The organism is Ideonella sp., assembly GCF_036277275.1.
Taxonomy (GTDB): domain Bacteria; phylum Pseudomonadota; class Gammaproteobacteria; order Burkholderiales; family Burkholderiaceae_C; genus Ideonella.
In genome coordinates this window covers 1-22,481 of record NZ_DASUNH010000079.1, presented here as the reverse complement: position 1 = coordinate 22,481, position 22,481 = coordinate 1, and the positions used below count along the sequence as shown (strand labels likewise).

21 protein-coding genes are annotated in these 22,481 nt (G+C 68.8%); 14 read left to right on the top strand and 7 right to left on the bottom strand.

The window, feature by feature from the left end; all coding sequences use genetic code 11:
- Positions 1 to 8 precede the first annotated feature (8 nt).
- The 12 genes from VFY73_RS13835 to VFY73_RS13780 all read left to right on the top strand — a co-directional run bounded on the left by VFY73_RS13835 (position 9) and on the right by VFY73_RS13780 (position 11,348).
- A complete protein-coding gene (locus VFY73_RS13835) occupies positions 9 to 2,204 on the top strand; it encodes a tetratricopeptide repeat protein (protein ID WP_329719651.1) in 2,196 nt (731 codons plus the stop codon).
- A gap of 19 nt (positions 2,205 to 2,223) precedes the next feature.
- Entirely contained in the window at positions 2,224 to 2,904 is a 681-nt protein-coding gene (ccmA, locus tag VFY73_RS13830) for a cytochrome c biogenesis heme-transporting ATPase CcmA (RefSeq protein WP_329719759.1), read from the top strand.
- On the top strand, positions 2,901 to 3,647 hold the full coding sequence (gene ccmB, locus VFY73_RS13825; RefSeq protein WP_329719649.1) for a heme exporter protein CcmB: 747 nt from the start codon (positions 2,901 to 2,903) through the stop codon (positions 3,645 to 3,647). Before ccmA ends, ccmB begins: the two co-directional genes overlap by 4 nt.
- Positions 3,648 to 3,654: 7 nt before the next feature.
- Positions 3,655 to 4,428: a heme ABC transporter permease CcmC gene (gene ccmC / locus VFY73_RS13820; protein ID WP_329719647.1), complete on the top strand. Its 774-nt coding sequence runs from the start codon at positions 3,655 to 3,657 to the stop codon at positions 4,426 to 4,428.
- Positions 4,429 to 4,430: 2 nt separating this feature from the next.
- Entirely contained in the window at positions 4,431 to 4,598 is a 168-nt protein-coding gene (gene ccmD, locus VFY73_RS13815) for a heme exporter protein CcmD (RefSeq protein WP_329719645.1), read from the top strand.
- Positions 4,595 to 5,137, top strand: a complete 543-nt coding sequence (gene ccmE / locus VFY73_RS13810) for a cytochrome c maturation protein CcmE (protein ID WP_329719643.1) — start codon at positions 4,595 to 4,597, stop codon at positions 5,135 to 5,137. The genes ccmD and ccmE overlap by 4 nt, the downstream gene beginning before the upstream one ends.
- Positions 5,134 to 7,092 carry a heme lyase CcmF/NrfE family subunit gene (locus VFY73_RS13805; RefSeq protein WP_329719641.1) on the top strand — a complete coding sequence of 653 codons (1,959 nt, stop codon included), beginning with the start codon at positions 5,134 to 5,136 and terminating at the stop codon, positions 7,090 to 7,092. The genes ccmE and VFY73_RS13805 overlap by 4 nt, the downstream gene beginning before the upstream one ends.
- Positions 7,089 to 7,613: a DsbE family thiol:disulfide interchange protein gene (locus tag VFY73_RS13800; protein ID WP_329719639.1), complete on the top strand. Its 525-nt coding sequence runs from the start codon at positions 7,089 to 7,091 to the stop codon at positions 7,611 to 7,613. Before VFY73_RS13805 ends, VFY73_RS13800 begins: the two co-directional genes overlap by 4 nt.
- A 12-nt stretch (positions 7,614 to 7,625) precedes the next feature.
- A complete protein-coding gene (locus VFY73_RS13795; RefSeq protein WP_329719637.1) occupies positions 7,626 to 8,105 on the top strand; it encodes a cytochrome c-type biogenesis protein in 480 nt (159 codons plus the stop codon).
- A complete protein-coding gene (locus VFY73_RS13790) occupies positions 8,086 to 9,279 on the top strand; it encodes a c-type cytochrome biogenesis protein CcmI/CycH (RefSeq protein ID WP_329719635.1) in 1,194 nt (397 codons plus the stop codon). Before VFY73_RS13795 ends, VFY73_RS13790 begins: the two co-directional genes overlap by 20 nt.
- 13 nt (positions 9,280 to 9,292) lie before the next feature.
- Entirely contained in the window at positions 9,293 to 10,603 is a 1,311-nt protein-coding gene (locus VFY73_RS13785) for an NAD(P)-binding domain-containing protein (RefSeq protein WP_329719633.1), read from the top strand.
- Positions 10,604 to 11,009: 406 nt separating this feature from the next.
- The gene (locus VFY73_RS13780; protein ID WP_329719631.1) at positions 11,010 to 11,348 is read left to right on the top strand and encodes a DUF1840 domain-containing protein; all 339 of its coding nucleotides are present in this window, start codon (positions 11,010 to 11,012) and stop codon (positions 11,346 to 11,348) included.
- 100 nt (positions 11,349 to 11,448) lie between these two features.
- Here the strand turns inward: VFY73_RS13780 and VFY73_RS13775 are convergent, their stop codons facing one another.
- From VFY73_RS13775 to VFY73_RS13760, 4 genes are all read right to left on the bottom strand, one after another.
- Positions 11,449 to 11,577, bottom strand: a complete 129-nt coding sequence (locus tag VFY73_RS13775) for a hypothetical protein (RefSeq protein ID WP_329719629.1) — start codon at positions 11,575 to 11,577, stop codon at positions 11,449 to 11,451.
- 167 nt (positions 11,578 to 11,744) lie between these two features.
- The gene (locus tag VFY73_RS13770; RefSeq protein ID WP_329719626.1) at positions 11,745 to 12,653 is read right to left on the bottom strand and encodes a ribose-phosphate diphosphokinase; all 909 of its coding nucleotides are present in this window, start codon (positions 12,651 to 12,653) and stop codon (positions 11,745 to 11,747) included.
- A complete protein-coding gene (locus VFY73_RS13765) occupies positions 12,650 to 14,182 on the bottom strand; it encodes a thymidine phosphorylase family protein (RefSeq protein ID WP_329719624.1) in 1,533 nt (510 codons plus the stop codon). The genes VFY73_RS13770 and VFY73_RS13765 overlap by 4 nt, the downstream gene beginning before the upstream one ends.
- Positions 14,183 to 14,187: 5 nt before the next feature.
- Positions 14,188 to 15,543 (bottom strand): MBL fold metallo-hydrolase, encoded by a 1,356-nt coding sequence (locus VFY73_RS13760; protein WP_329719622.1) that lies wholly within the window; start codon positions 15,541 to 15,543, stop codon positions 14,188 to 14,190.
- Between the two features lie 211 nt (positions 15,544 to 15,754).
- On the opposite strand from VFY73_RS13760, the gene VFY73_RS13755 reads away from it, so the two are divergent.
- Positions 15,755 to 17,422 (top strand): methyl-accepting chemotaxis protein, encoded by a 1,668-nt coding sequence (locus VFY73_RS13755; protein WP_329719620.1) that lies wholly within the window; start codon positions 15,755 to 15,757, stop codon positions 17,420 to 17,422.
- Positions 17,423 to 17,485: 63 nt separating this feature from the next.
- On the opposite strand, the gene VFY73_RS13750 is transcribed toward VFY73_RS13755, so the two are convergent.
- Entirely contained in the window at positions 17,486 to 18,841 is a 1,356-nt protein-coding gene (locus VFY73_RS13750; RefSeq protein WP_329719618.1) for an ATP-binding protein, read from the bottom strand.
- Between the two features lie 205 nt (positions 18,842 to 19,046).
- Here VFY73_RS13750 and arsA point away from each other — a divergent pair, with 205 nt between their 5' ends.
- Positions 19,047 to 21,047 carry an arsenical pump-driving ATPase gene (gene arsA / locus VFY73_RS13745; RefSeq protein ID WP_329719616.1) on the top strand — a complete coding sequence of 667 codons (2,001 nt, stop codon included), beginning with the start codon at positions 19,047 to 19,049 and terminating at the stop codon, positions 21,045 to 21,047.
- Positions 21,048 to 21,221: 174 nt separating this feature from the next.
- Here arsA and VFY73_RS13740 read toward each other — a convergent pair whose 3' ends face one another.
- Positions 21,222 to 21,437 carry a hypothetical protein gene (locus tag VFY73_RS13740; protein ID WP_329719614.1) on the bottom strand — a complete coding sequence of 72 codons (216 nt, stop codon included), beginning with the start codon at positions 21,435 to 21,437 and terminating at the stop codon, positions 21,222 to 21,224.
- 140 nt (positions 21,438 to 21,577) lie between these two features.
- The gene (locus VFY73_RS13735; RefSeq protein WP_329719612.1) at positions 21,578 to 22,327 is read right to left on the bottom strand and encodes a hypothetical protein; all 750 of its coding nucleotides are present in this window, start codon (positions 22,325 to 22,327) and stop codon (positions 21,578 to 21,580) included.
- Positions 22,328 to 22,481 lie beyond the last annotated feature (154 nt).

The window sequence follows — 22,481 nt, the reverse complement described above, 5'->3', positions numbered from 1 at the left end:
GAGGGATCATGAGAATGACGACTTGCAGTGGGTGGGCCGCACGGCTGGCGCCGGTGGCGATGGCAGTGGCCGCGTTCAGCGCGCAGGCCCAGGTGATCGAAGACGTCGAATTGCGGCGCGAGGGCAACGACGCGGTGATGCTGGTGCGCTTCAACGTGCCGGTGCAGTTTCGTCGCGCGGTGGCCTCGGCGTCGAACGACCTGGTGCAGATCGTCTACGACGTCGTGCCCAGCCGCGACCAGCCGCGCTTCATCGACGGCGAGCGCCGCACGATCGGCGGCGACGGCATCCCGCGGATCACGGTCAGCGAAGACGGCGGGACCAGCGAAACCGAACGCCGTCTCATCGTGCGGCTGGACCCGCCGGCAAAGTTCCGCGTGCGCGGCGGCAGCGACCGGCGTCACATCGAGGTCGTGCTCGACGGCCTGGGTGCGCAGGTCTTTGGCGGCGGCGCCAAGCCGGCCGCCCCTGCCGCGGTGACGCCGATCGCGGTGGCGGCTCCGGCTTCGCTCGACGCGCAGGTCGAAGCGCGCGGTGGCGAGCTGATGGCGCAGGCCAAGGCCGCCATTGCCAAGGGCCAGAACACGCTGGCCATCGAGACCTTGAACGAGGCGCTGAACCTGCCGCCCAACAGCCACACCCGCGAAGCCCAGGCCCTCGTCGCCCAGGCTCGCCTGGCCGAGGGCGACACGGCCGGCGCGCGACGCGAGCTGGCGCTGTTCCTGCAGCTCTACCCCGACGGCCCGGACGCTGACCAGGCCCGGGTGACGCTGGCCGGCTTGCCGGCCGACACGACGCCGGGTGTCGCCGCAACGCCAAGCGACACCACCGCCACGCGCAAAAAGGACACCACGACGCTGGTCGGCGCCTGGTCGCAGTACTACTACGGCGGCAACTCGAAAACGCAGACGCAGCTGAAGGACACGCCGCTGGACGGCCAGTTGCCGGTCGTGATCTCGGACCAGACCTTGTCCGCAGTCGATCAGAAGCAGCTGCTGTCCAGCCTGGACGTCAACTGGCGCATGAAAGACGAGAACCGCGACCTGCGTTTCGTCTTTCGCGACAGCTTCACCGCGAACGGCATGCCCGGCCAGGCCGACGAGAACAAGCTCTCGGCGCTGTACTTCGACTGGAAGGAAACCGCACCGGGCGTGTCAGCCCGGCTGGGCCGACAGTCGGGCCTGGGTGGCGGCGTGCTCGGCCGCTTCGACGGCGCGCTGCTGGGCTGGAGCTTCATGCCCAAGTGGAAGGTCAACGCCGTGGCCGGCCTGCCCACCGAGAAGCTGCTCGACACCAAGCGCAACTTCTACGGCGTATCGCTCGATGCCGAGGCCCTGGCGCCGGGCTTCGGTGCCAGCGCCTACGCCATCCAGCAGAACATCGATGGCGAGGTCGACCGGCGCGCGGTCGGCGCGGACCTGCGCTACTTCCAGCCCAACGCGTCGGTGTTCTCGCAGTTCGAGTACGACACCACGCTGGAAGGCGTCAACATCGCCTCGGTGCAAGGCACCTGGACCAGCGAGGGCAACACCGTCGTCAACGTGTTGTACGACCGCCGGGCGACGCCGATGCTGATGCTGGGCAATGCGCTGTTCTTTCCCGATCCCAACGCCACCGTGCTGCCGCGCACGCTGACCGAGCTGCTGGCGCAAGGCAAGACGCTGGCCCTGCTGCGCCAGCAGGTGGTCGACACGACGGCCTATGCAACGCAGGGCCTGCTCGGCGTGACCACGCCGCTGAACCCGCATTGGCAGGTGGGTGCCGACCTGCGGCTGACCAACGTCGGCGCGATCGCGCCGGTGCCCGGCATCCTGCCCGACGGCATCCCGGCCACCGGCGACATCTGGTCGGCCGGGCTGCAGGCCATCGGCACCAACCTGTACTCCGAGCGCGACACCCACGTCTTCAACCTGACCGCCATCAAGGGCCCGACCTACAACGGCTGGCTGGCGTCGTACAACCACCTGACGGTGCTGGCCGAGCGTTGGCAGGCCGAGCCGGCGCTGCGCTACTACCAGCAGGACGGCCCCAACGGCGTGCGCACCTCGCGCTGGTCGCCCGGACTGCGGGTGACGTGGCGCGGCGGCGAGAAGTGGGTGATCGAATCGGACCTGAATGTCGAAGCCAGCCGCACCCGCAGCGCCCAACAGAACGAGAATTCGACCCGGCTGTACTACTCGTTGGGGTACCGACTTGATTTCTGACGCCGCTCCCGTGGCGACGATGGTAAGCATCGGCGTGCTGCAGGCCCGGGGCCTGGCCTGCCGGCGTGGCCGACACCGCCTGTTCAACGGACTCGACCTGCGCCTGGCACCGGGCCAGGCGCTGTGGTTGCGCGGCCCCAACGGCTGCGGCAAGACCAGCCTGTTGCGCATCCTGGCGGGGCTGGTGCGCCCGGCCGAAGGCGAGGTGCGGTTCGAGGGCACACCGGTGCACACGCTGACGGCCGACCAGCGCGGCCGGTTGCGCTTCGTCGGCCACGCCAATGCGCTGAAGAGCGAGCTGCGGGTCGGTGAAGCGTTGGGCTTCCTCGCCGGCCTCGGCGATGGTGGCAAGCTGCCGGTCGTCACCCGCGAGCGCATCGCCCATGCACTCGAGCAGGTGGGCTTGGCCGGCCGGCTCGACACCTTCGTCGGCACCTTGTCGCAAGGCCAGCGCCGCAAGGCCACGCTGGCGCGCCTGATGCTCGACGACGAGCCCCGCACCTGGCTGCTCGACGAGCCGCTGGACGCCCTGGACGCCGACGGCGTGGCGCGCTTCGAGGCCTGGCTCGACAGCCATGTCGCCCGCGGTGGCGCGGTGCTGATGACCAGCCACGCGCCGTTGCACTCGGATGCGCTGACCCAGTTCGAACTTGCCCCGTCGGGCCCGCTGCTGCACACCGCGGCGGTGGCTGCGCCATGACCCCACCCGCGGTCGCGACCAAGCTGCCGGCCGACGGCGCGCCGGCCGGCGCGCACGCCGTGGCGGCGCACGCCGGCACCGATGCGCGCCTGGGCCTGCTGGCGCGCGACCTGCGCCTGGCCGCGCGGCAACGGATCGGCTGGCTCTTGCCGCTGGCGTTCTTCCTGGCGGCGTTGAGCCTGTTCCCGCTCGGGCTCGGTGCCGAGCCGTCGCTGTTGCGCCGTGTGGCACCAGGAGTCGTGTGGGTCTGTGCGCTGCTGTCGATGCTGCTGTCGATTCACGGCATGTTCTCGGCCGACCATGCCGACGGCTCGCTGGAGCAGATGCTGATCGGCCAGCGCCCGTTGACCCGCTTGGTGGCCGAGCGCATGCTGGCGCAGTGGCTGCTGGGGGGCGCACCGCTGGTGCTGTTGTCGCCGCTCGCGGGCCTGGCCTTCGGCCTGCCGGGGCCGGCGGTCGGTGTGCTGATGCTCAGCTTGCTGCTGGGCACACCGGTGATGGCGTTGCTGGGTGGGCTGGGCGCCGCGTTGGCGCTGGGCCTGCGGCATGGCAGCGCGCTGGTCTTTCTGCTCGTGCTGCCGCTGACGATGCCGACGCTGGTGTTCGGCAGCGGCGCGGTGCTGGCGGCGCTGAACGGCGAGCCGGCCGATGCGGCGTTGTCGCTGCAGGGGGCGCTGCTGATCCTGACCGCGTTGATCGCGCCGCCGCTGACGGCGGCCGCGCTGCGCATTGCCATGGAATGAGTTGTCGATGACTGCGAGCACCACCGCACCTGCCCGCACCGCCCCACCGCGGCGCTGGACCATGTACGCCTCGCCGGCGCGCTTCGAGCGGCTGGCGGCCCGGCTGGCCCCGCTGTGCTGGGCCGTGGCGCTGCTGGCAGGCCTGGCGGGGCTGTACGTCGGCTTCGCCGTCGCGCCCACAGACGCGACGCAGGGCGAGGCCTACCGCATCCTGTTCATCCATGTGCCGGCCGCGTGGCTGTCGATGGTCTGCTACCTGGCCATTGCCTTGTGGGCGGTGATCGGCTGGGTGTTCAAGGTGCGCATGGCATCGCGGCTGGCGCGAGCGCTGGCGCCGTCGGGTGCGCTCTACACTGCGATGGCGCTGTGGACCGGCGCGCTGTGGGGCCAGCCGACCTGGGGCACCTGGTGGGTGTGGGATGCGCGGCTGACCTCCGAGCTGATCCTGCTGCTGCTGTACCTCGGCTACATCGCACTGGTCGAATCGATCGACGATGACCGCCGTGCCGCCCAGGCCAGCGCACTGCTGGCGCTGGTCGGTGCCATGAACGTGCCGATCATCTATTTTTCGGTACGGTGGTGGAACACCTTGCACCAGGGGGCCTCTATCACGATGACCGCTGCCCCGTCGATGGCCAGGACAATGCTGATCGCGCTCGCGTTGATGACCGTGGCCTTCTGGGCCCACGCCATCGCCGCCACGCTGACCCGCGCCCGGGCCTTGAGCTTCGAGCAAGAGGACGACGCCTCCTGGCTGGCCAGCGACAACCGATCGGAGTGACGATGGACGCGCTTTCCCAACTGTTGCATCTCGACGGCCACGGCCTGTTCGTCTGGGGTGCCTACGTCCCGACCTTGGCGCTGCTGGTGGCCGAGGCACTGCTGGTGCGCGCGCGGCTGCGCCGGGCCAAGACGCAAGCGCAGATGCTGGCGCAGGAGTACAGCCGATGACGCCACGCCGCAAACGCCTGGCCGTCGTCGGTGGCGTGCTGCTCGCGCTGGCTGCGGCCACCGCCTTGGTGTTGAACGCCTTCCGCAGCAACCTGGTGTTCTTCTTCACGCCGACCCAGGTGGCTGCGGGCGAGGCGCCGGTGCAGCGGCCGTTCAGGCTGGGCGGCCTGGTGCGCAGCGGCAGCGTCGCGCGTGACGGCGTGCAGGTGCGCTTCGTCGTCACCGACACCCAGCGCGAGGTCACCGTGGCCTACACCGGCCCGCTGCCCGACCTGTTCAAGGAAGGCAAGGGTGTGGTGGCACAAGGCAGCCTCGGCGCCGACGGCGTGTTCGTCGCCCGTGAGGTGCTGGCCAAGCACGACGAGAACTACATGCCGCCTGAAGCGGCCGAAGCACTGAAGCGCGCGCAGGGCAACAGCCCGCTCGAGACGCGACAGGCTGCCCCTGGCGCCTCGACTCCTTTGAGGGACGGGGCGCTGCAGGGCAGCGCCCCCGGCGGCCCTGTTCCTGCCCCGACATTGGTGGAGGCGAAGCGATGATCCCCGAGCTGGGTCACCTGATGTTGATCTTCGCGCTGGCGGTGGCCATCGCGCAGGGCGGGCTCGGCCTCGCTGGCGCGGCCAAGGGCCGCAGCGACTGGATGGCGCTGTCGCGCCCGTTGACGCTGGCCCAGGGCCTGCTGGTCGCCGCCGCGCTGGCGGCGCTGGTCACCAGCTTCGTGCGGCACGACTTCTCGGTCTTGTACGTCGCCGCCAATTCGAACAGCCGCTTGCCGCTGCCCTTCCGCATTGCCGGCGTCTGGGGCGGCCACGAGGGCTCGCTGCTGCTGTGGGTGACGATGCTGGTCGGCTGGATGCAGGCGGTCGCGGTGTTCAGCCGCTCGCTGCCGGCGGCTTTCGTCGCGCGCGTGCTGGCGGTGATGTCGCTCGTGGCGGCCGGCTTCCTGCTGTTCATGTTGACCACCTCGAACCCGTTCGAGCGCCTGCTGCCGCCCGTGCTCGATGGGCGCGACCTGAACCCGCTGCTGCAGGACCCGGGCATGATCTTCCACCCGCCGATGCTCTACATGGGCTACGTGGGCTTCTCTGTCGCCTTCGCCTTCGCGATCGCCGCGCTGCTCGGTGGCCAGCTGGACGCCACCTGGGCCCGCTGGTCGCGGCCGTGGACGATTGCGGCATGGATCTTCCTGACGCTGGGCATCGGGCTCGGCAGTGCCTGGGCCTACTACGAGCTCGGCTGGGGCGGCTGGTGGTTCTGGGACCCGGTGGAGAACGCGTCGTTCATGCCGTGGCTGGTTGGCACCGCGCTGATCCACTCGTTGGCGGTGAGCGAGAAGCGCGGCAGCTTCAAGGCCTGGACGGTGCTGCTGGCGATCCTCGCGTTCTCGCTGTCCTTGCTCGGCACCTTCCTCGTGCGATCGGGCGTCTTGTCGTCGGTGCACGCATTCGCCACCGATCCGCGGCGCGGCGTGTTCATCCTCGCCTTCCTGGTGGTCGTGGTCGGCAGCTCGCTTGGCCTGTACGCGTGGCGCGCGGGCTCGGTCGGCTTGGGCCAACGCTTCGGCCTGGTGTCGCGCGAGACGGCGCTGCTGCTGAACAACGTGCTTCTGCTCAGCGCCACTGGCGCGGTGTTGCTCGGCACGATGTACCCGCTGTTCCTGGACGCGCTGGGCCTGGGCAAGATCTCGGTCGGGCCGCCCTACTTCGACACCGTGTTCCGCTGGTTGATGGCGCCCCTGGTGGTGCTGGTGGGCGTGGGCCCGCTGGCCCGCTGGAAGGGCGACGAGCTGCCCGCGCTGGCCCGTCGTCTCCGTGTGGCCGCCGTGGCGGCGGTGGTGGTGCCGGTGCTGGTCGCGGCACTGGCGGGGCGTGCCACGCCCTGGTCGGTGGCGGGCTATGCGCTGGCCAGTTGGGTCGTTGCCGGCGTGGCGATCGAGCTCTTCGGCTGGCGCCGGACCTGGCGCCAGATCAGCCGCGCCCATGTCGGCATGTGGCTCGCGCACCTGGGCGTGGCCGCGTTCATCCTGGGCGTGACCACCGTGCGCACCCACGAAACCGAAAGCGATGTGCGCATGCGCGAGGGCGAGACCACGCAGCTCGGCGGCTACGAGTTCCGTTTTCTCGGCGCCACGCGGGTCGACGGGCCGAACTACGCGGCGATGCAGGGCCGGGTCGAGGTCACGCGCGACGGCGCGCCTGTCACGGTACTGACGCCTGAAAAGCGCGTCTACCGCGTGCAGCAGAACCCGATGACCGAAGCCGCGATCGACAGCAACCTGGCGCGCGATCTGTACGTGTCGCTCGGCGAGCCGCTGTCCGATGGTTCATGGACGCTGCGCGTGCAGCACAAGCCGATGGTGATCTGGATCTGGCTGGGCTGCCTGATCATGGCCGCAGGCGGCGCGCTGGCGGCCAGTGACCGCCGCTACCGGCAGCGGGCAGCGGCGCCGCAGGCCAGCGCCCTGGCCGCCTCGGCCAAGGGGAGCACCGCATGAAGAAGGCCCTGATCCCGCTCGTGCTCTTCCTGGCGCTGGCCGTCTTCCTGGCCGTGGGCCTGAAGCTCGATCCACGCGAAGTGCCCTCGCCCCTGATCGACAAGCCCGCACCGGCGTTCACCGCCCCCACGGTGGCCGATCCCACACGCACCTTGGCGCGCGACGACCTGCTCGGCAAGGTCTGGATCCTGAATGTCTGGGCCTCCTGGTGCGGCGCCTGCCGCGAAGAGCACCCGGTGCTGGTGAAGTTTGCGCGTGGCCGGCAATTGACCTTGATCGGGCTGAACTACAAGGACGACCGCAGCGCCGGCACCGCCTGGCTCGAGCGCTTTGGCAACCCCTACACCGATTCGCTGTTCGACCCGGACGGCCGCATCGGGCTGGACTACGGCGTCTATGGCGTGCCGGAGACCTTCGTCATCGACCGCCAGGGTGTCGTGCGCTACAAGCACATCGGCCCCTTGACGCCCGAAGTGCTGCGCGACCGCGTGGAGCCGCTGCTCAAACGGTTGGCGGCTTGAGGAAGGCATGTGATGCGGACCTTCTCCCCTGCCCTGCGCTGGCTCGCTGTATGGTTGCTGGCGGCGACCACCGCCCTCGCCTACGCCGACGAGGCCCGCCCGGCCGCCGACGACCCTGCGCTGGAGGCCCGCATGATGGCCATCGCCGGCGAGCTGCGCTGCGTGGTGTGCCAGAACCAGACCATCGCCGACTCGCATGCGGAACTGGCCGGCGACCTGCGCCAGCAGATCCGCGAGCAGTTGCGCGCGGGCCGCAGCGATGCCGAGATCCGCGCCTTCATGACCGCCCGCTATGGCGACTTCGTGCTGTACCGGCCGCCGATGAACGAGCGCACCGCGCTGCTGTGGATCGGCCCCGGCCTGCTGCTGGCCGTCGGCCTCGGGGCGCTGGTGGTCGCGCTGCGCCGGCGCAACCGCCTGCCCGCCGACGCCTTCGAACCCGACACCACCCCCGACCTCGCGCCCCCCACCCATGACCGATTCGATCGATGAGTTGAAAGCGCAGCTGCGGCAGCTCGACGCCTTGCAAGCCAGCGGTGCCCTGCCCGAGGCGGCGGCCCACAGCGCTCGCGAAGCCCTCGAGAAGCGCCTGCTGGCCGCGGTGATGGCCTCACCAACAGCCGCACCGGCCGGGCAGCCCGCCACGCATTCGCCCATGCCTGCAACACCCGTGCCGCGCCGCCTGGCCTGGGGCCTGGCCGTGTTCGTGTTCGTCTTCGGAGCGGCCGGCTATGCGTTGCTCGGCAGCCGCGAGGGTTGGAACACGGCGCCGGCCACGGCGTCGATCAGCACCGCAGCGTCGCCCGCGACCGCCGCGTCGACCCCGCATGCGATGACCACGGCCCAGATCCAAGGCATGGTCGACAGCTTGGCCGCGCGTCTGAAGAACGAGCCCGACAACGCCGAGGGTTGGCTGATGCTGGGCCGCTCTCACGCAGTGCTCGGCCAGTTCGAACCGGCGATCACGGCCTATCGCCGCGTGCTGACCTTGCAGCCGAAGAATGCCCAGGCACTGGCCGACCTGGCCGACGCTTTGGCGACGACGCACAGCGGCAGCTTCGAAGGTGAACCGACACGGCTGGTCGCGCAGGCACTGGCCGCCGACGCCGAAAACCTGAAGGCCTTGTTGCTGGCCGGCACCATCGCGTTCGACAAGAAGGACTACTCGACCGCAATACGCCACTGGGATCAGGCACAGAAGGCCGGCCCGCCGGACAGCGACCTCGTCAAGCAGGCGCGCGAGAACCTGGCCGAAGCGCGCCAACTCGCCGGCCTGCCGCCGGTGCCCGCCGCGGCCGCCGCATCGCCCGTTGCCGCCGCCGGCCCGGCGATCAGCGGCCGCGTCGAACTCGCATCGGCGTTGGCAGCCCAGGCTGCTCCGGACGACACGGTGTTCGTCTTCGCTCGCCCCGCCGAGGGCTCGCGCATGCCGCTGGCGATCCTGAAGAAGCGCGTGCGTGACCTGCCGCTGGCCTTCACGCTCGACGACAGCCTGGCCATGAGTCCGCAGGCCCGGCTGAGCCAGGCCAGCCGCGTGGTGGTCGGCGCCCGGGTGTCGAAATCGGGCCAGGCCATGCCGCAACCGGGTGACCTCGAAGGGCTGTCCGCGCCCGTCGCCCCCGGTGCCAGCGACCTGAAACTGGTCATCGCCGAGGTGGTCCGCTGAGGGTGACGTGAGCGTGAACTGGTCGGTCGCCTGGCCCTATCTGCTGCTGCCGGTGCTGGCAGTGGCCTGGCACCTGTGGTGGCGCGCAAGGCTCGAACGCCGGCACACGCAGCAGTTGGCCGAGACCGTGGCCGCGGGCCTGAACGAGCCGCCGACGCTGCACCCGGTCGTCGATCCAGCGCGCTGCATCGGCTCGGGCTCTTGTGTGAAGGCCTGTCCGGAGCAGGCGCTGGGCATGGTCGACGGCAAGGCCGCCTTGGTCAACGCAGCCGCCTGCATCGGCCACGGCGCATGCCATGCAGCCTGCCCGTTCGATGCGATCTCGCTGGTCTTCGGCACCGAGAAGCGCGGCGTCGACATCCCGCTGCTGCGGCCGAACTTCGAGACCAACGTGCCGGGGCTGTTCATCGCGGGCGAGCTGGGCGGCATGGGCCTGATCCGCAAGGCGGCCGAGCAAGGCCGCCAGGCGATGGAGGCGATCGCGCTGCGCGGCAAGACCAAGGATGCCCAACTGCTCGACGTGCTGATCGTCGGCGCGGGCCCCGCCGGCCTGTCAGCCGGCCTCACCGCGATCGACAAGGGCCTGCGCTACCGCATCGTCGAGCAGGAAGAATCGCTGGGCGGCTCGATCTTTCACTACCCGCGCCAGAAAGTGGCGATGACCGCGCCGGTGCAACTGGCGCTGGTGGGCCCGGTGCGCATGAACGAGGTCAGCAAGGAGCGGCTGCTGGAGTTCTGGCATGGCGTGGTGCTGAAGTTCCAGCTCGCGATCCAGTTCGGCGAGCGCATGGAGCGGATCGAGCCGGCCAACGGCTCGGAAGGGTTCGTCGTCACCACCTCGCGTGGCACGCTGCGCACGCGCGCGGTGCTGCTGGCCATCGGTCGCCGCGGCACGCCGCGCACGCTCGATGTGCCCGGCGAAGAGCTGCCCAAGGTTGTCTATCGCCTGGTCGATCCGGCGCAATACGCCGGCCAGGCGGTGCTCGTGGTGGGCGGCGGCGACAGTGCACTCGAAGCGGCCATCGCGCTCGCCGAATCTCCCGGCACGCGGGTCACGCTGGCCTATCGTGGCGACGCGTTCTCCCGCGTCAAGGCGAAGAACCGGGACAAGCTGGAACGCCTGCGAGACGCCGGCCGCCTCGATGTGCGGCTGCGCACCCAGGCGCAGGCCATCACCCCGCAACATGTGACGTTGCGCGCGGATGACGGGTTGACGCTGGAGCTGGCCAACGACGCGGTGATCGTCTGCGCCGGCGGCGTGCTGCCCACACCCTTGCTGAAAGACATCGGCATCCGCTTCGAGACCAAGCACGGCACGGCCTGAAAGCGGCCTTGAAGCCTGGTGAGCAACCTCCAGGCTCATCAGCAACCAGCAGCAACGGCGCTGGTCCAGCGAATGGTGATTCGGCCTCGCTTGACCTGGCGCAAACGATGGCACGCCAAGGGCCCTGACAGTGCACAGGCAGAGGATCTCCCATGCGCAGCCGACCATGCAAAGCAGCGCTTTCGCCGGGCTGCGCCAACCCAGTGTCCTGAGTTAGAAATACGCGCCCTTCGGGTTCGACCAGATGGTGCGTATTTCTAACTCAGGACACTAGCAGACGGCGTGGCTGCGGAAGTTTGATCTTGCCCGTTCTGCTCGACGACCTGGCGCGCAGTGCACAGGTGTCGAACCCTGCGGCAGAGCGTGACATGGCGAACCCTTTGACCAACCCCATCGAGGATTCAACATGACTTACCTGTTCAAATCGAAGGCAGCTGGGGACGTGCTGATGCTGAAGTCCAGCGGCGATCAACTGTTACGCATCATCGGCAAGGAGCCGGCAGCCAAAGGCATCATCGAGGCGACAGCCATGCCGACGGCCATCCAAGCCATCGAGAGAGCGATTGCGGAGGAGGAATCGGCGGCACGAGCTGCGGCCGGGGCAGAAGGCACCGCAGGTGCCGTCGATGAGGACTCCGTCGCCTCGTCCGGCGACGCGGTGAGCCTGCGCCAGCGCGCATGGCCACTTGTAGAGATGATGCGGTCAGCCCACGCGGCAGCGAGGGAAATCGTCTGGGGCGTTTGATTCGGTCGCGCCGTGGAGCGCCGCTCGACAGCAGAGTCGGGCCGCTACAGATACGGCATCAGCGAGAGAGTCGAGTTGGTACTCGGCTCCTACAGGGGCTTCAGCTCTTCGTGAACCATGCATCGGTCGCCTTGCGTTCCCAGACGGCCAGTTGCCTTTCGCCATCGTCCCTGGCTATTCCGTAGCGTTCCAGGATCTTGCCGGCGAGCTGGTCGCGGTGGCCGGCCACGACACCCCTTCGATGGGTGATGGTTCATTTTTTCGCTCCCTTGGACGCATCGATGTCGCGTCGCAAGCCCAATGACACGGACCAGCAGTACCACCATGCGCCGGCGCTTGGCTTCGCAAGCCAGACAATCACAGTACGCTGCTGCGCTGCAGCGCCCGGCCTGAGGTTCACGATCCTGAACGAGAAAGCGCTTCCCCCTGCGCCCTCACCGCTTCGGCGATCGCCCCCGTCACGTCGATCGCATTGCTCGGGTGCGGCAGCGTGTTGCAGCTGACGACGGTGGCCGCGCCGGCTGCTTGCAGCAAGGCCGCAGCATCCGCAGCGAACACCGCATGCACACCCACGCACGCGGCGGGCGCGAGCCCGGCAGCGCCCAGTTTTCGCACGGCGCCCGCCATCGTGTGGGCGCTGGAAATGATGTCGTCGACCAGCACGGGCGTGTGGCCCTCCAGCGCCTGCAAGTCCGGCAGCACGAGTTCGATCTCGCGATCGCCGTGGCGCAGTTTGCGCAGCACGGTGTGCGCACACCCGGCCAGGTCGGCCACCTCGGCCACCCACTGCCGGCTCTCTTCATCGGGCCCGACGATCACCGGCCGCGCCACCCGCTGATGCACCCAGGCCGCAATCGCCGGTGCGCTGGGCACCGCGGCGGCCGGGATGCGGTAGACCTCGTCCAGCACCTTGTGGCGGTGCAGGTGCGGGTCCACCGTCACCAGCCAGTCGAACGCCGACGAGACGAGCTTGCCAAACGATCGCGAGGTCACCGCCTCGCCGGGGCGAAAGCGCGCATCCTGCCGCATGTAAGGCAGGTAGGGTGCGACGAGACCCACCCGGCCCGCCCCCAGCTCGCGCAAGGCATCGGCCAGGAAGAGCATGCCGGGCACCTGCGCATCAGGCTCGCGCAACTGCGCGACGACCACCACGTCGTGGCCACGAACGTCGTCGGCCACCCGCAGGTAGATCTCGCCATCGGGGAACCGGCGGCTCTCCAGGCCGCACCGGTTGGCGTTGAGTTTCCTGGCGAGCAAGCCGGTGCAGGCCTCGGCGCCAGGCAGCGAAATGATCGAGAGCGTCATGACGGGTCGACTCCGACGATGGCGGCCTGGGCGTGCACGTAAGACAGTGCATATGACAACTCGCCCGGCGTCTGTGCATGAAGGGTGAACAACGGTTGCCCTACGCCGACCTCGTCGCCCAGCCGCACGTGAATGACCGCGCCTGCGGCTGCGTCATGCGGCGCGCCAGCGAGCTTGGCCGCGCGTGCCAGCCGCCGGTTGTCGATGGCGCCGACCCGGCCCGCCATGGCTGCGGTCACCGGCGCGCTGTAGGGGGCGCGCGGCGGCTCGCGCAGGCCACCCTGGGCTTCACAGATGGCGATGAACTTGGCCAGCGCCAGGCCGCTGTCCAGCGTCCTGGTGGCCAGTGCCAAGCCAGTGCCTGCGGCTGCCCGGCCTGCCATTTCGAGCAAGGTACCGGCCAGCACCAGGGCGCGCTGGCGCAGATCGAGCGGCGCATCGGGGTGGCGCTGCAGCACCGCCATCGCATCGATGGCTTCCAGCGCCGGGCCGATGCCGCGGCCCACGGGTTGCAGGCCGTCGGTCTCGATCACCTGCACCTGCAATCCGATGGCGGCGCCCACGGCCATCAGGCCAGCGGCCAGCGTTTGGGCCGCTGCCGAGTTGCGAACCTTTGCGGTCGGGCCGATCGGCAGGTCGATCAGCACGCGCTCCGAGCCGGCCGCGGCCTTCTTCGAGAGCACCGAAGCGACGAGCTGCGCCTCGCTGTCCAGGTCGAGCGGCCGCTCGACGCGGATCAGCACGTCGTCTGCCGGGCTGAGCCGGGCGGCGCCGCCCCAGGCGATGCAGGCGCCCTCTCGCTCGACCACGCGCCGCATCGTCGCCAGGTCGAGCGTCACCGGCGCCAGCGTCTCCATCGTATCGGCCGTGCCGGCCGGCGAGGTGATTGCGCGCGAGGACGTCTTCGGCATCACGACGCCGCAGGCCGCGACGATCGGCACCACGATCAGCGTGGTGCGGTTGCCCGGCAACCCGCCGACGCAGTGCTTGTCCATCACCGGCGCCATCGGCCAGCGGATGCGCTCGCCCACGTCGATCATCGCGCGGGTCAGTGCCACGGTCTCGTCGAGGTCGAGACGGCCCCCGGCGCAGGCGGTCACGAACGCGGCGAGGTGCAGGTCCGACACGCGCCCGCGGCTGACGTCATCGATCAGCAGGCGCATCGACGCATAGTCGAGCTTGGCACCGTAGACCTTGGCGCGCAGGAACCGAAGCGAATCGATCGGCGACGCGTGCCGCACAACCACCTCCTCGCCGCCTTCGAGCCCCAGCAGCTCCCAGGCCGATTCCGACAGGGCGGCTTCGTCGTGCGCCAGCCAATCGCCCTCGACCCGGTGCAGGATCGCCGGCACTTCCCTGCCATTGGCCACCACCTCCACCTCCACCTGCGCCTGGGCCTCGAAGCCCTCGGCGCGGCAGACAGCGCAGTCTCGTCGCATGTAGACCACCGCCTGCTGGTAGGTATCGATCCGGGCCCGGCTGGCGCGCAGGCGGCCGGGAGCCGCCACGACCGTCGACTGTTCGTGCATCGCCGTCACAGTTCGACCAGGTCCCGGTACTCCGGTACCGTGCAAGGCCAGTGATGCCGTTCCTCGATCGCATGACGCAACGCGTCGGCCGGGACCGGCTCGCCATGGGTCACGAAGACCTGCCGCGGCGCCGCCGGCAGGGCCGCCGCCCAGGCCAGCAACTCGTCGCGGTCGGCATGGGCCGACAGCGAGTCGATCTGCGCCACCTCGGCACGGATGGGCACGTACTGGCCGTGGATCTTCACCGTCGCGGCACCGGCGACGATCGTCGCGCCGCGGGTGCCGGCGGCCTGGAAGCCGGCGAACAGGATGCTGTTGCGTGCGTCCGGCCCAAAGGCCTTCAGGTGGTGCAGCACCCGCCCGCCCGAGGCCATGCCGCTGGCCGAGACGATGATCGCCGGGGTGCGGATCTCGTTCAGGCGCTTCGATTCCTCGACGCTGTTGACGATGCGTGCCGCGCAGCACATCGCCTCACACTGTTCGGGGGTCAGCCGATGCTCCGAGCGATGCTTGGCGTAGATGCGCGTTGCATCCGCCGCCATCGGGCTGTTCAGGAACGCCGGAATGTCGGGAATGCGGCGTTGCTGCTTCAGCAACTGCACGGCGTAGAGCAGGCTCTGCGCCCTGCCGACCGCGAACGCCGGGATCACCACCACGCCACCCCGGGCCGCCGTGCGGTTGACCACGTCGGCCAGCACCGTCAGCGGGTCGGGCCCGGCATGCGCCCGGTCGCCATACGTCGACTCGATCACCAGCCAATCGGCCGGCTCGGGCAACTCGGGGGCTTGCATCAGCAGGTCGTTGGTGCGACCGAGATCGCCCGAGAACAGGATCGACCGCAGGTCCCACTCGACGCGAACGCTGGCCGCGCCGAGCAGATGACCGGCCCGACGGAGTACCACGCGGACGCCGGGAATGGGCTCGAATCCCTCGCCGAAGCGTCGTGGTGAAAAGCGCTCGAGCGCCGCGATGGCTTCTTGCTCGCCGTACAGCGGCAGTGCCGGCCGATGCTTCGAGAAACCGTGTCGATTGGCGTACTCGGCCTCTTCCTCCAACAGGCGCCCGGAATCTGGCAGCAGCAAGCCGCAAAGATCCCGCGTCGCCGCGCTGCAGTACACCGGCCCGCGAAACCCGGCCTGGACCAGCCTGGGGATGAAGCCGCTGTGGTCCAGGTGGGCATGGGTCAGCACGATCGCGTCGATGTCCGACGGCCGCACCGGGAAGTCGTCCCAGTTGCGCAGACGCAGCTGCTTGAGCCCTTGGAACAGGCCGCAGTCGACGAGCATGCGCCGGCCCTCGTGTTCCAGCAGGTATTTCGATCCGGTCACCGTGCCGGTGGCCCCAAGAAACGTCAAGCGCATGCCGGGCCTCGTCTTCCTCGAATGTCGCGATGTCCGGACACGATAGGCGCGTCGGCGCCAGACGAGTTGACGGACGTCAACCCGTCAAGCGCACGAACCTGCACGATGCATTCAGACCGCAACTGACCAGGCTCAAGGTTGCACCCCGGAGGCCTCTCACACTGTCAGCACTTCTGAGAGCCGTTGCGGCCGCTTGCCAAAGGAGCCACGCGTGAGAAGCAACCTGCCGGTCAGCCAGCGGGAGTTCGAGTTCCCGTCGGACGCCACGCTGATGTCGACCACCGACATCGAGGGTCGCATCACCTACGCCAATGCGGCCTTTGTCGCGGTCAGCGGCTTCGAAGCCAGCGAACTGGTGGGACAGCCGCACAACCTGGTGCGTCACCCCGACATGCCACCAGAGGCCTTCGCCGACATGTGGGCGACCCTGCAAAGCGGGCAGTCATGGACGGCGGTGGTCAAGAACCGGCGCAAGAACGGCGACCACTACTGGGTTCGCGCGAATGCCACGCCCATCACCCGACAAGGCCGAACAACAGGCTACCTGTCCGTGCGAACCCGACCGGGCCGCGAAGAAGTCGCCGCCGCCGAAGCGGCGTATGCCCAGTTTCGCGAGGGCACCAGCCGTCTTTGCTTCTCCAAGGGGCTGCTGTTGCCCCGAGCCGCCACCGCGCGCCTGCTGCAACTGAACAGGACGCTGTCGGTGAGGTGGCGCCTGGCTCTGCCGGTCACCGGCTTGTCCCTCTTCCATGTCGCCATCGCCGCGGCCGCAGGCGTGAACGGCGTCGCGCTCGCGGCCCTCGTGGGTGCCGTGGCCGCCGCCTCGGCCCTGGCGTTGTGGGCCCTGAATGCCCAGATGGCGCGGCCGCTGGAAAGACTACGCGACCGCGCGCAGCGGACGGCCAACGGCGAGGTCGACCATTGGACGCTCGACCGCACCGATGACATCGGCATGGCCCAGCGGGCGGTGAATCAGCTCGGCCTCATGCTGCGGTGGATCACCGCCGACGTGTCGCAGCAGGTCGTCACCTTCGAACAGGCCAGCCGCGAAATCGCACAGGGCAACGACGACCTCAGTGCACGCACCGAGCAGTCCGCGGCAAGCCTGCAGCAGACGGCTTCGTCGATGGAGCAAATGAGCGCGACGGTTCGGCACAACGCCGACACCTGCCTGCAAGCCGCCGAACTCGCGACGCTGGCCAGCCAAGCGGCGCAACAGGGCTCGGCCTCGGTGGCCAAAGTCGACCAGGCCATGCAGGGGATCTCCGAATCGAGTCACCGGATCGCCGACATCCTCGGTGTCATCGACGGCATCGCCTTTCAAACCAATCTTCTCGCCTTGAATGCGGCGGTCGAGGCGGCTCGGGCCGGCGAGCAAGGCCGGGGCTTTGCCGTGGTCGCCGGCGAAGTCCGGGCGCTGGCTCAACGCAGTGCGAGCGCGGCGCGTGAGATCAAGACATTGATCGCCGAAAGCGGCGAGCGTATCGACGCCGGAGCACACGATGTGACCCAGGCGAACAGCGCCATGCAAGGCATCGTTCACCAGATTGCCAGAGTGACCGAGCTCATCAACGAAATCAGCGCGGCCACCGCCGAGCAATCCCAGGGCATTGGTCAAGTGAACCAAGCGATCAGCCAACTGGACCAATCGACGCAACACAATGCCGCGCTGGTCGAGCAGTCTGCGGCGGCAGCGCAAAGCCTGCGGCACCAGGCAGAACTGCTGGTGGCCGCCATCTCGGTGTTCCGCGCCGGCGCCGGCGCCGAGACGCGGCGCCCACCGGGACCGCTGTCGCCCGAACCAGCGCAAAGTCAGCCCACCGCTGCGGCGAGCCCGACGCCTGGCGTTGCCTCCGCGGTGCCTGGGCCGCAGCTGTGACGCGGGCGTGGACATCCGACGACTGCGGCGCCAACCCGGGCCCCGTGCCGGCTCAGCGGCCGATCAAGAGTCGTCCTCGAAACCTGCATCGATGGGGTGTCGCGGCAGAACCAGGGTGACGGTCGTGCCCACGCCCATCTTGCTGTCGAGCAGCATCACGCCGCACGACCGCTGAACGAATCCGGCCACCGTGCTCAAGCCCAGCCCCGTTCCGCAACCTGCTTCCTTGGTCGTGAAGAAAGGCTCCGCGGCGCGCATCTTGATCGCGTCGGACATCCCGGTACCGGTGTCGCCGACCGCGATGGCCACGTAGCCCCCGTCGGCGGGAGACGTCCGGCTCACACCGCTGCCGAAGGGCAGGCTGTCGATGGGCCAGGCGCGAAAGCTCAGCGAGCCTCCGTCCATCATCGCATCGCGCGCGTTGATGGCGAGGTTCAGCAGCGACGCTTCAAGCTGACCGGCGTCAGCCCAGCACGGCGGGCAGTCGGGTGCCACCTCGGTCGCGACGCTGATTCGCTCGTCCAGCGTGCGCGTGAGCAGGCCCGCCAACCGCCGCAGCAATGCGCCCACGTCCAATGACGCAGGGTGCAGCACCCGGCGCCGGGAAATGTCCAGCAACGGGGCGGTGAGGCCGGCGCCGCGCCGGGTCGCGCATTCGGTGGCGCGGGCGATTTCCCCCAGGCCTTCGTCGCCGGCAATCCTTGGGCTATCGGCGAGCGCCTGCAGGTTCCCCGAGATCACCGTGAGCAGATTGTTGAAGTCGTGCGCGATCCCTCCGGTCAGCTGCCCAACGCTTTTCAGACCCTCAGCGTGGCTCAGTGCCTCGTCGCTGCGCGCCCGCTGCAAGCTGGCCCCCAGTATGCTCGACAAGCTTTCGAGAAAGCGCTTGTCCTCGACGTCGAAATCCCGGACGTCGCGGGTACGCGCCATGACCACGCCGATCACATGCTCACCATCGAACACGGGGGTAGCCAAGTCGCTGCGCCAGTCCGAACTATCGCCCTGCGGCGGCTCGGGAATGGAAGCGCCAAGGACATGGGTGACGGCCATGGACCGACCCTTGATCAAAACGCTGCCGGCCAACTGTTCGGGCCGGTTCGGGACCCGTGTTCCGACGCCCTCACCGGGCCATCTCCCAACGGCAGCAGCGATGCGAAACATCATCTGATCGGCTTCCAGCAGATAAACAGTCACCTGTTCAACATGCAGAGCTTCAAAGGCTGCCAGCGACACCTGGTGCAGCAGCCGCTGCGGATCGCGTGTCCTCACCGAGAGCCTGGCTATTTGGGCAACGCGCTCGCTGAAGCAGGCGGACCGATCAATCTGCCCGATGGGTGGCAAATGGTGCAGCGACTCCACCCCACCGAGCAGGCATACGTCGACCGGCTCGTCTTTGATCTCCGAAAAGCTGCGTCTCACCGGGCGATCATCCTCCCGCGCTGCCGGACGTCTGTGCGGTGTCACACATAGGCCCCCAAGCTCGTTGCAAATTGATCGCGGACAAGAAACGAGACTCGCCATTGCGCCAGAGTCGCCTGACGAGAACGACTTGGCCTGATGGGCCCGACGAACCGGGGCTATCGATCGTTCTCATTCTCCTGGGGCCAAATTCGAAAGCTTCACGATGGAAATCATGGTTTTGGGATCTGGCTGCAGCAAATGCCGCAGCACCGTCGGCATCATCGAACGGGCCGCCCGGGATTCGAATGTCGCCGTTGAGATCGTCAAGATCGAGAGCCCGGACGAGATCAAGCGGTCGGGTGTCAGAGCGACCCCAGCCGTGATGATCGACGGCAAAGTAGTGCACAGCGGCGGCATTCCCTCGCACGAGGAAGTGCAGACATGGCTGAAGCCGTGCCCCGTCGGATTTTTGAATCATCCAACCCGTTATCTGTTTTTCACGGGTAAGGGCGGCGTTGGCAAGACCTCGCTTTCGGCCGCAGCCGCGCTGACGCTCGCGGACGAGGGCAAGGCGGTCCTGCTGGTCAGCACGGATGCCGCGTCGAACCTCGACGAGATGCTGGGCATCGAGCTTCGCAACACGCCCGTGCCGGTGCCGGGCGCGCCGGGTCTGTCGGTGCTGAACATCGACCCCGACGCGGCGGCAGAGGCCTATCGCCAGCGGGTGCTGGTGCAGATGGGCGCGACGGCGAGCACGCAGGAGCTCTCGACCGTGCGCGAGCAGCTGTCGGGCGCCTGCACCACGGAAATCGCCTCGTTCGACGAGTTCTCTTCGCTCTTGTCCGGCGACTCCGAACGCTACGACCACATCGTCTTCGACACGGCACCGACCGGGCATACCCTGCGCTTGCTCAGCTTGCCCAAGGCATGGACCGGCTTTCTGGCCGGCAATGATCGAGGCGCCTCCTGCCTGGGGCCCCATTCGGGCTTGAAGATGCAGGAAGCGCGCTTCAAGGCCGCGCTCGAGGCCTTGGGCGATCCGGCAAAGACCACCGTGATCCTCGTCACCCGGCCCGACGCGGGGGCCGTCGCCGAAGCGGCGCACACGTCGAGCGAGCTGCACGAGTTGGGCTTGGACAACCAACGGCTCGCGGTCAACGGCGTGTTCCACGCCAGCGCACGCACCGACGCCGTGGCCTGCGCCATCGAAGCCCTGGGACAACAAGCACTGGACGCCATGCCACCGTCGTTGCTTGCTCTGCCGCAGGACCGCGTGCCGCTGCGGGCCTTCGACATGGTCGGGCTGCCGGCCTTGCGCGCGCTGCTGAGCTCAGGCGCCGACCCGCTGCCACCGCAGGCGCCGTCGGGGGTGGCAGACAGTGAAAAAGTGCAGGGCCTCGACGCGCTGGCCGACGAACTGGCCGTCGCCGGGCATGGCCTGATCATGGTGATGGGCAAGGGCGGCGTCGGCAAGACCACGGTCGCCGCTGCGCTGGCGCTGGGCCTGATCCAGCGCGGCAAGACCGTGCATCTCAGCACGACCGATCCGGCCGCCCACCTGGCGGCGACCTTGAATGGCGACGTGCCGGGGCTGCAAGTCAGCCGCATCGACCCGAAGGTCGAGACGCAGCGCTACATCGACAAGATCATGGCCGCCAAGTCACCCAGGCTCGACGCGGCGGAGCGGGCACTGCTGCTGGAAGACCTGCAATCACCGTGCACCGAAGAGGTGGCCGTCTTCCATGCCTTCTCGCGCATCGTCAGCGAGGGCCGCAGCGCCTTCGTCGTGCTCGACACGGCACCCACCGGACACTCCATGCTGCTGATGGATGCGACCGGCGCGTACCACCGTCAGATGACACGCGAGTTCGAAGGCCTCGGCGCCGCGCGCATCGTCACGCCGTTGATGAGGTTGCAGGATGCCACCCACACCAAGGTCGTTCTGGTCACGCTGCCGGAGGTGACACCCGTGTCGCAGGCCGCGGCATTGCAGGCGGATCTGCGCCGCGCCGGCATCGAACCGTACGCATGGGTGCTCAACAAGAGCGTGCTGGCCGCGGGCACCAGCGATCCCTTGCTGGCCGCGCGGCTGGCGGGCGAACGCCGGCAGATGAAGCGCATGGCCTCCGGGTTGGCCCGACGCGTGTTCACGCTTCCTTGGCTGACCGTGCCCCCCGTCGGCTTGGCCGAGCTGGCCAAACTGGTCGTCAAGGCGCCATCCTGAAGCAATGGCGCCCCGCACGCTTGGCCTCGTACAGCGCCCGCTCCGAGGCCAGCATCAGCATCGGTCGGTCCGCCTGGTATGGGCAATGGCGACGTCAATCGACATCGACGTGACTGCGTTGGGAACGAACGGAACGGCCCGCCACCCGAAAGCGGCGGCCCGCGTGCCGCCGTCTCAATCACCCAGGGGCGCGCCTCCTCCCCAGCGGCTGCGCCATTCATCCCACATTTCCTGCTGAACGTTGAACAGCGACCGCTGCCACGTGCTCATGATCTCGAGCTGCATCTGCTGCGCCTGGAGAACGGCGTTCGTCAGATCCGGGAGCGAGCCGAACCCCCAGAACCCGAGCGGCGACGAAACCGCGTTCTCGAACGGCGGGAAAAGCGACATGGCGAACTCCTCGATGGTTTGGCCAGCAGCAACTCTATGGCCGCTCCGCAGCCCATCATTGACAGGCCTCAATCACCGACCGGCCGCCTCTTCGAGTTTCTTCCCGCGATGCCATCGGCGGCGGCCCAGGACGAGGCGGGTCAGGTGGCGTGTCGCACCGACGCAGTCTTGCGCGCGGGCGCGCGCCGAGCCGCCGGCGCCTTGGCCGCGCGATGGGACTTGACGACCTCGTCGATGCCTTCGGCCATCCCGCGCACCACCTGCTGGACGGCCTGAGCCGCCAGACTGCTGATGTCACGGGCCGTGGCCAGCGCATCGCGGGCGGACGTCTTGACGATGGCCGAAGCGCTCTCGCCTGCCTCGGCCATGCCCTCGGCGATGCCCTCCAGCGCGCTGCGGACCACGGCGCCGATCTCTGCCCCGACCCGGTTGCCCTGCTTGATCGATGCCTTGACGATCTCCGACGCGGCACGCGAGACGTTGCCGCGCGCATCGTGCACACCGGCAATCGTGCCGCGCGCGGCACCCTTGATGCTGACCGTCAGCTCGCTGCCGGCCGTTTCGGCGGCCTGCACCGCGCCGGCCAGCACGTCGCGAACGACGGCCGCCAGTTCCCGGGCTGCGCTGCCCGCGGCGCTCAATGCTTCACTGACCGTGCGCCGCGCCAGTTGCGCAATCTCGCCCTCGATCGAGCGCACCTGTTTCAGCGTGTCGGCGACACCATGCTTGATCGCATCGCCGGCATGGCCGAGCGAAGGCGCGCGGACGGCTCGCCGCTTCGCCGCCGGTCGCTTCGCCGCCGGCCGCTTCGCGGGTGCAGCCCGGGTCGCGGCCTGGCGTTTGACGGCGGCCGTCTTGCCGGCCTTGGATGCACTGCTGGATGTGGCCATCTCGGGTATCTCCTGGTGTGTTGTGAACCGTCGCGGACCGGGATCGATCCGGCAAGCTCGAACCTAGTGTCCTGTCCGGCAGATAGCTGTCATTGCGACGGGCCGCAATGGGGATGATCGCGAGTCGACGAGCCGGGCAGATACCTCGTGGTAT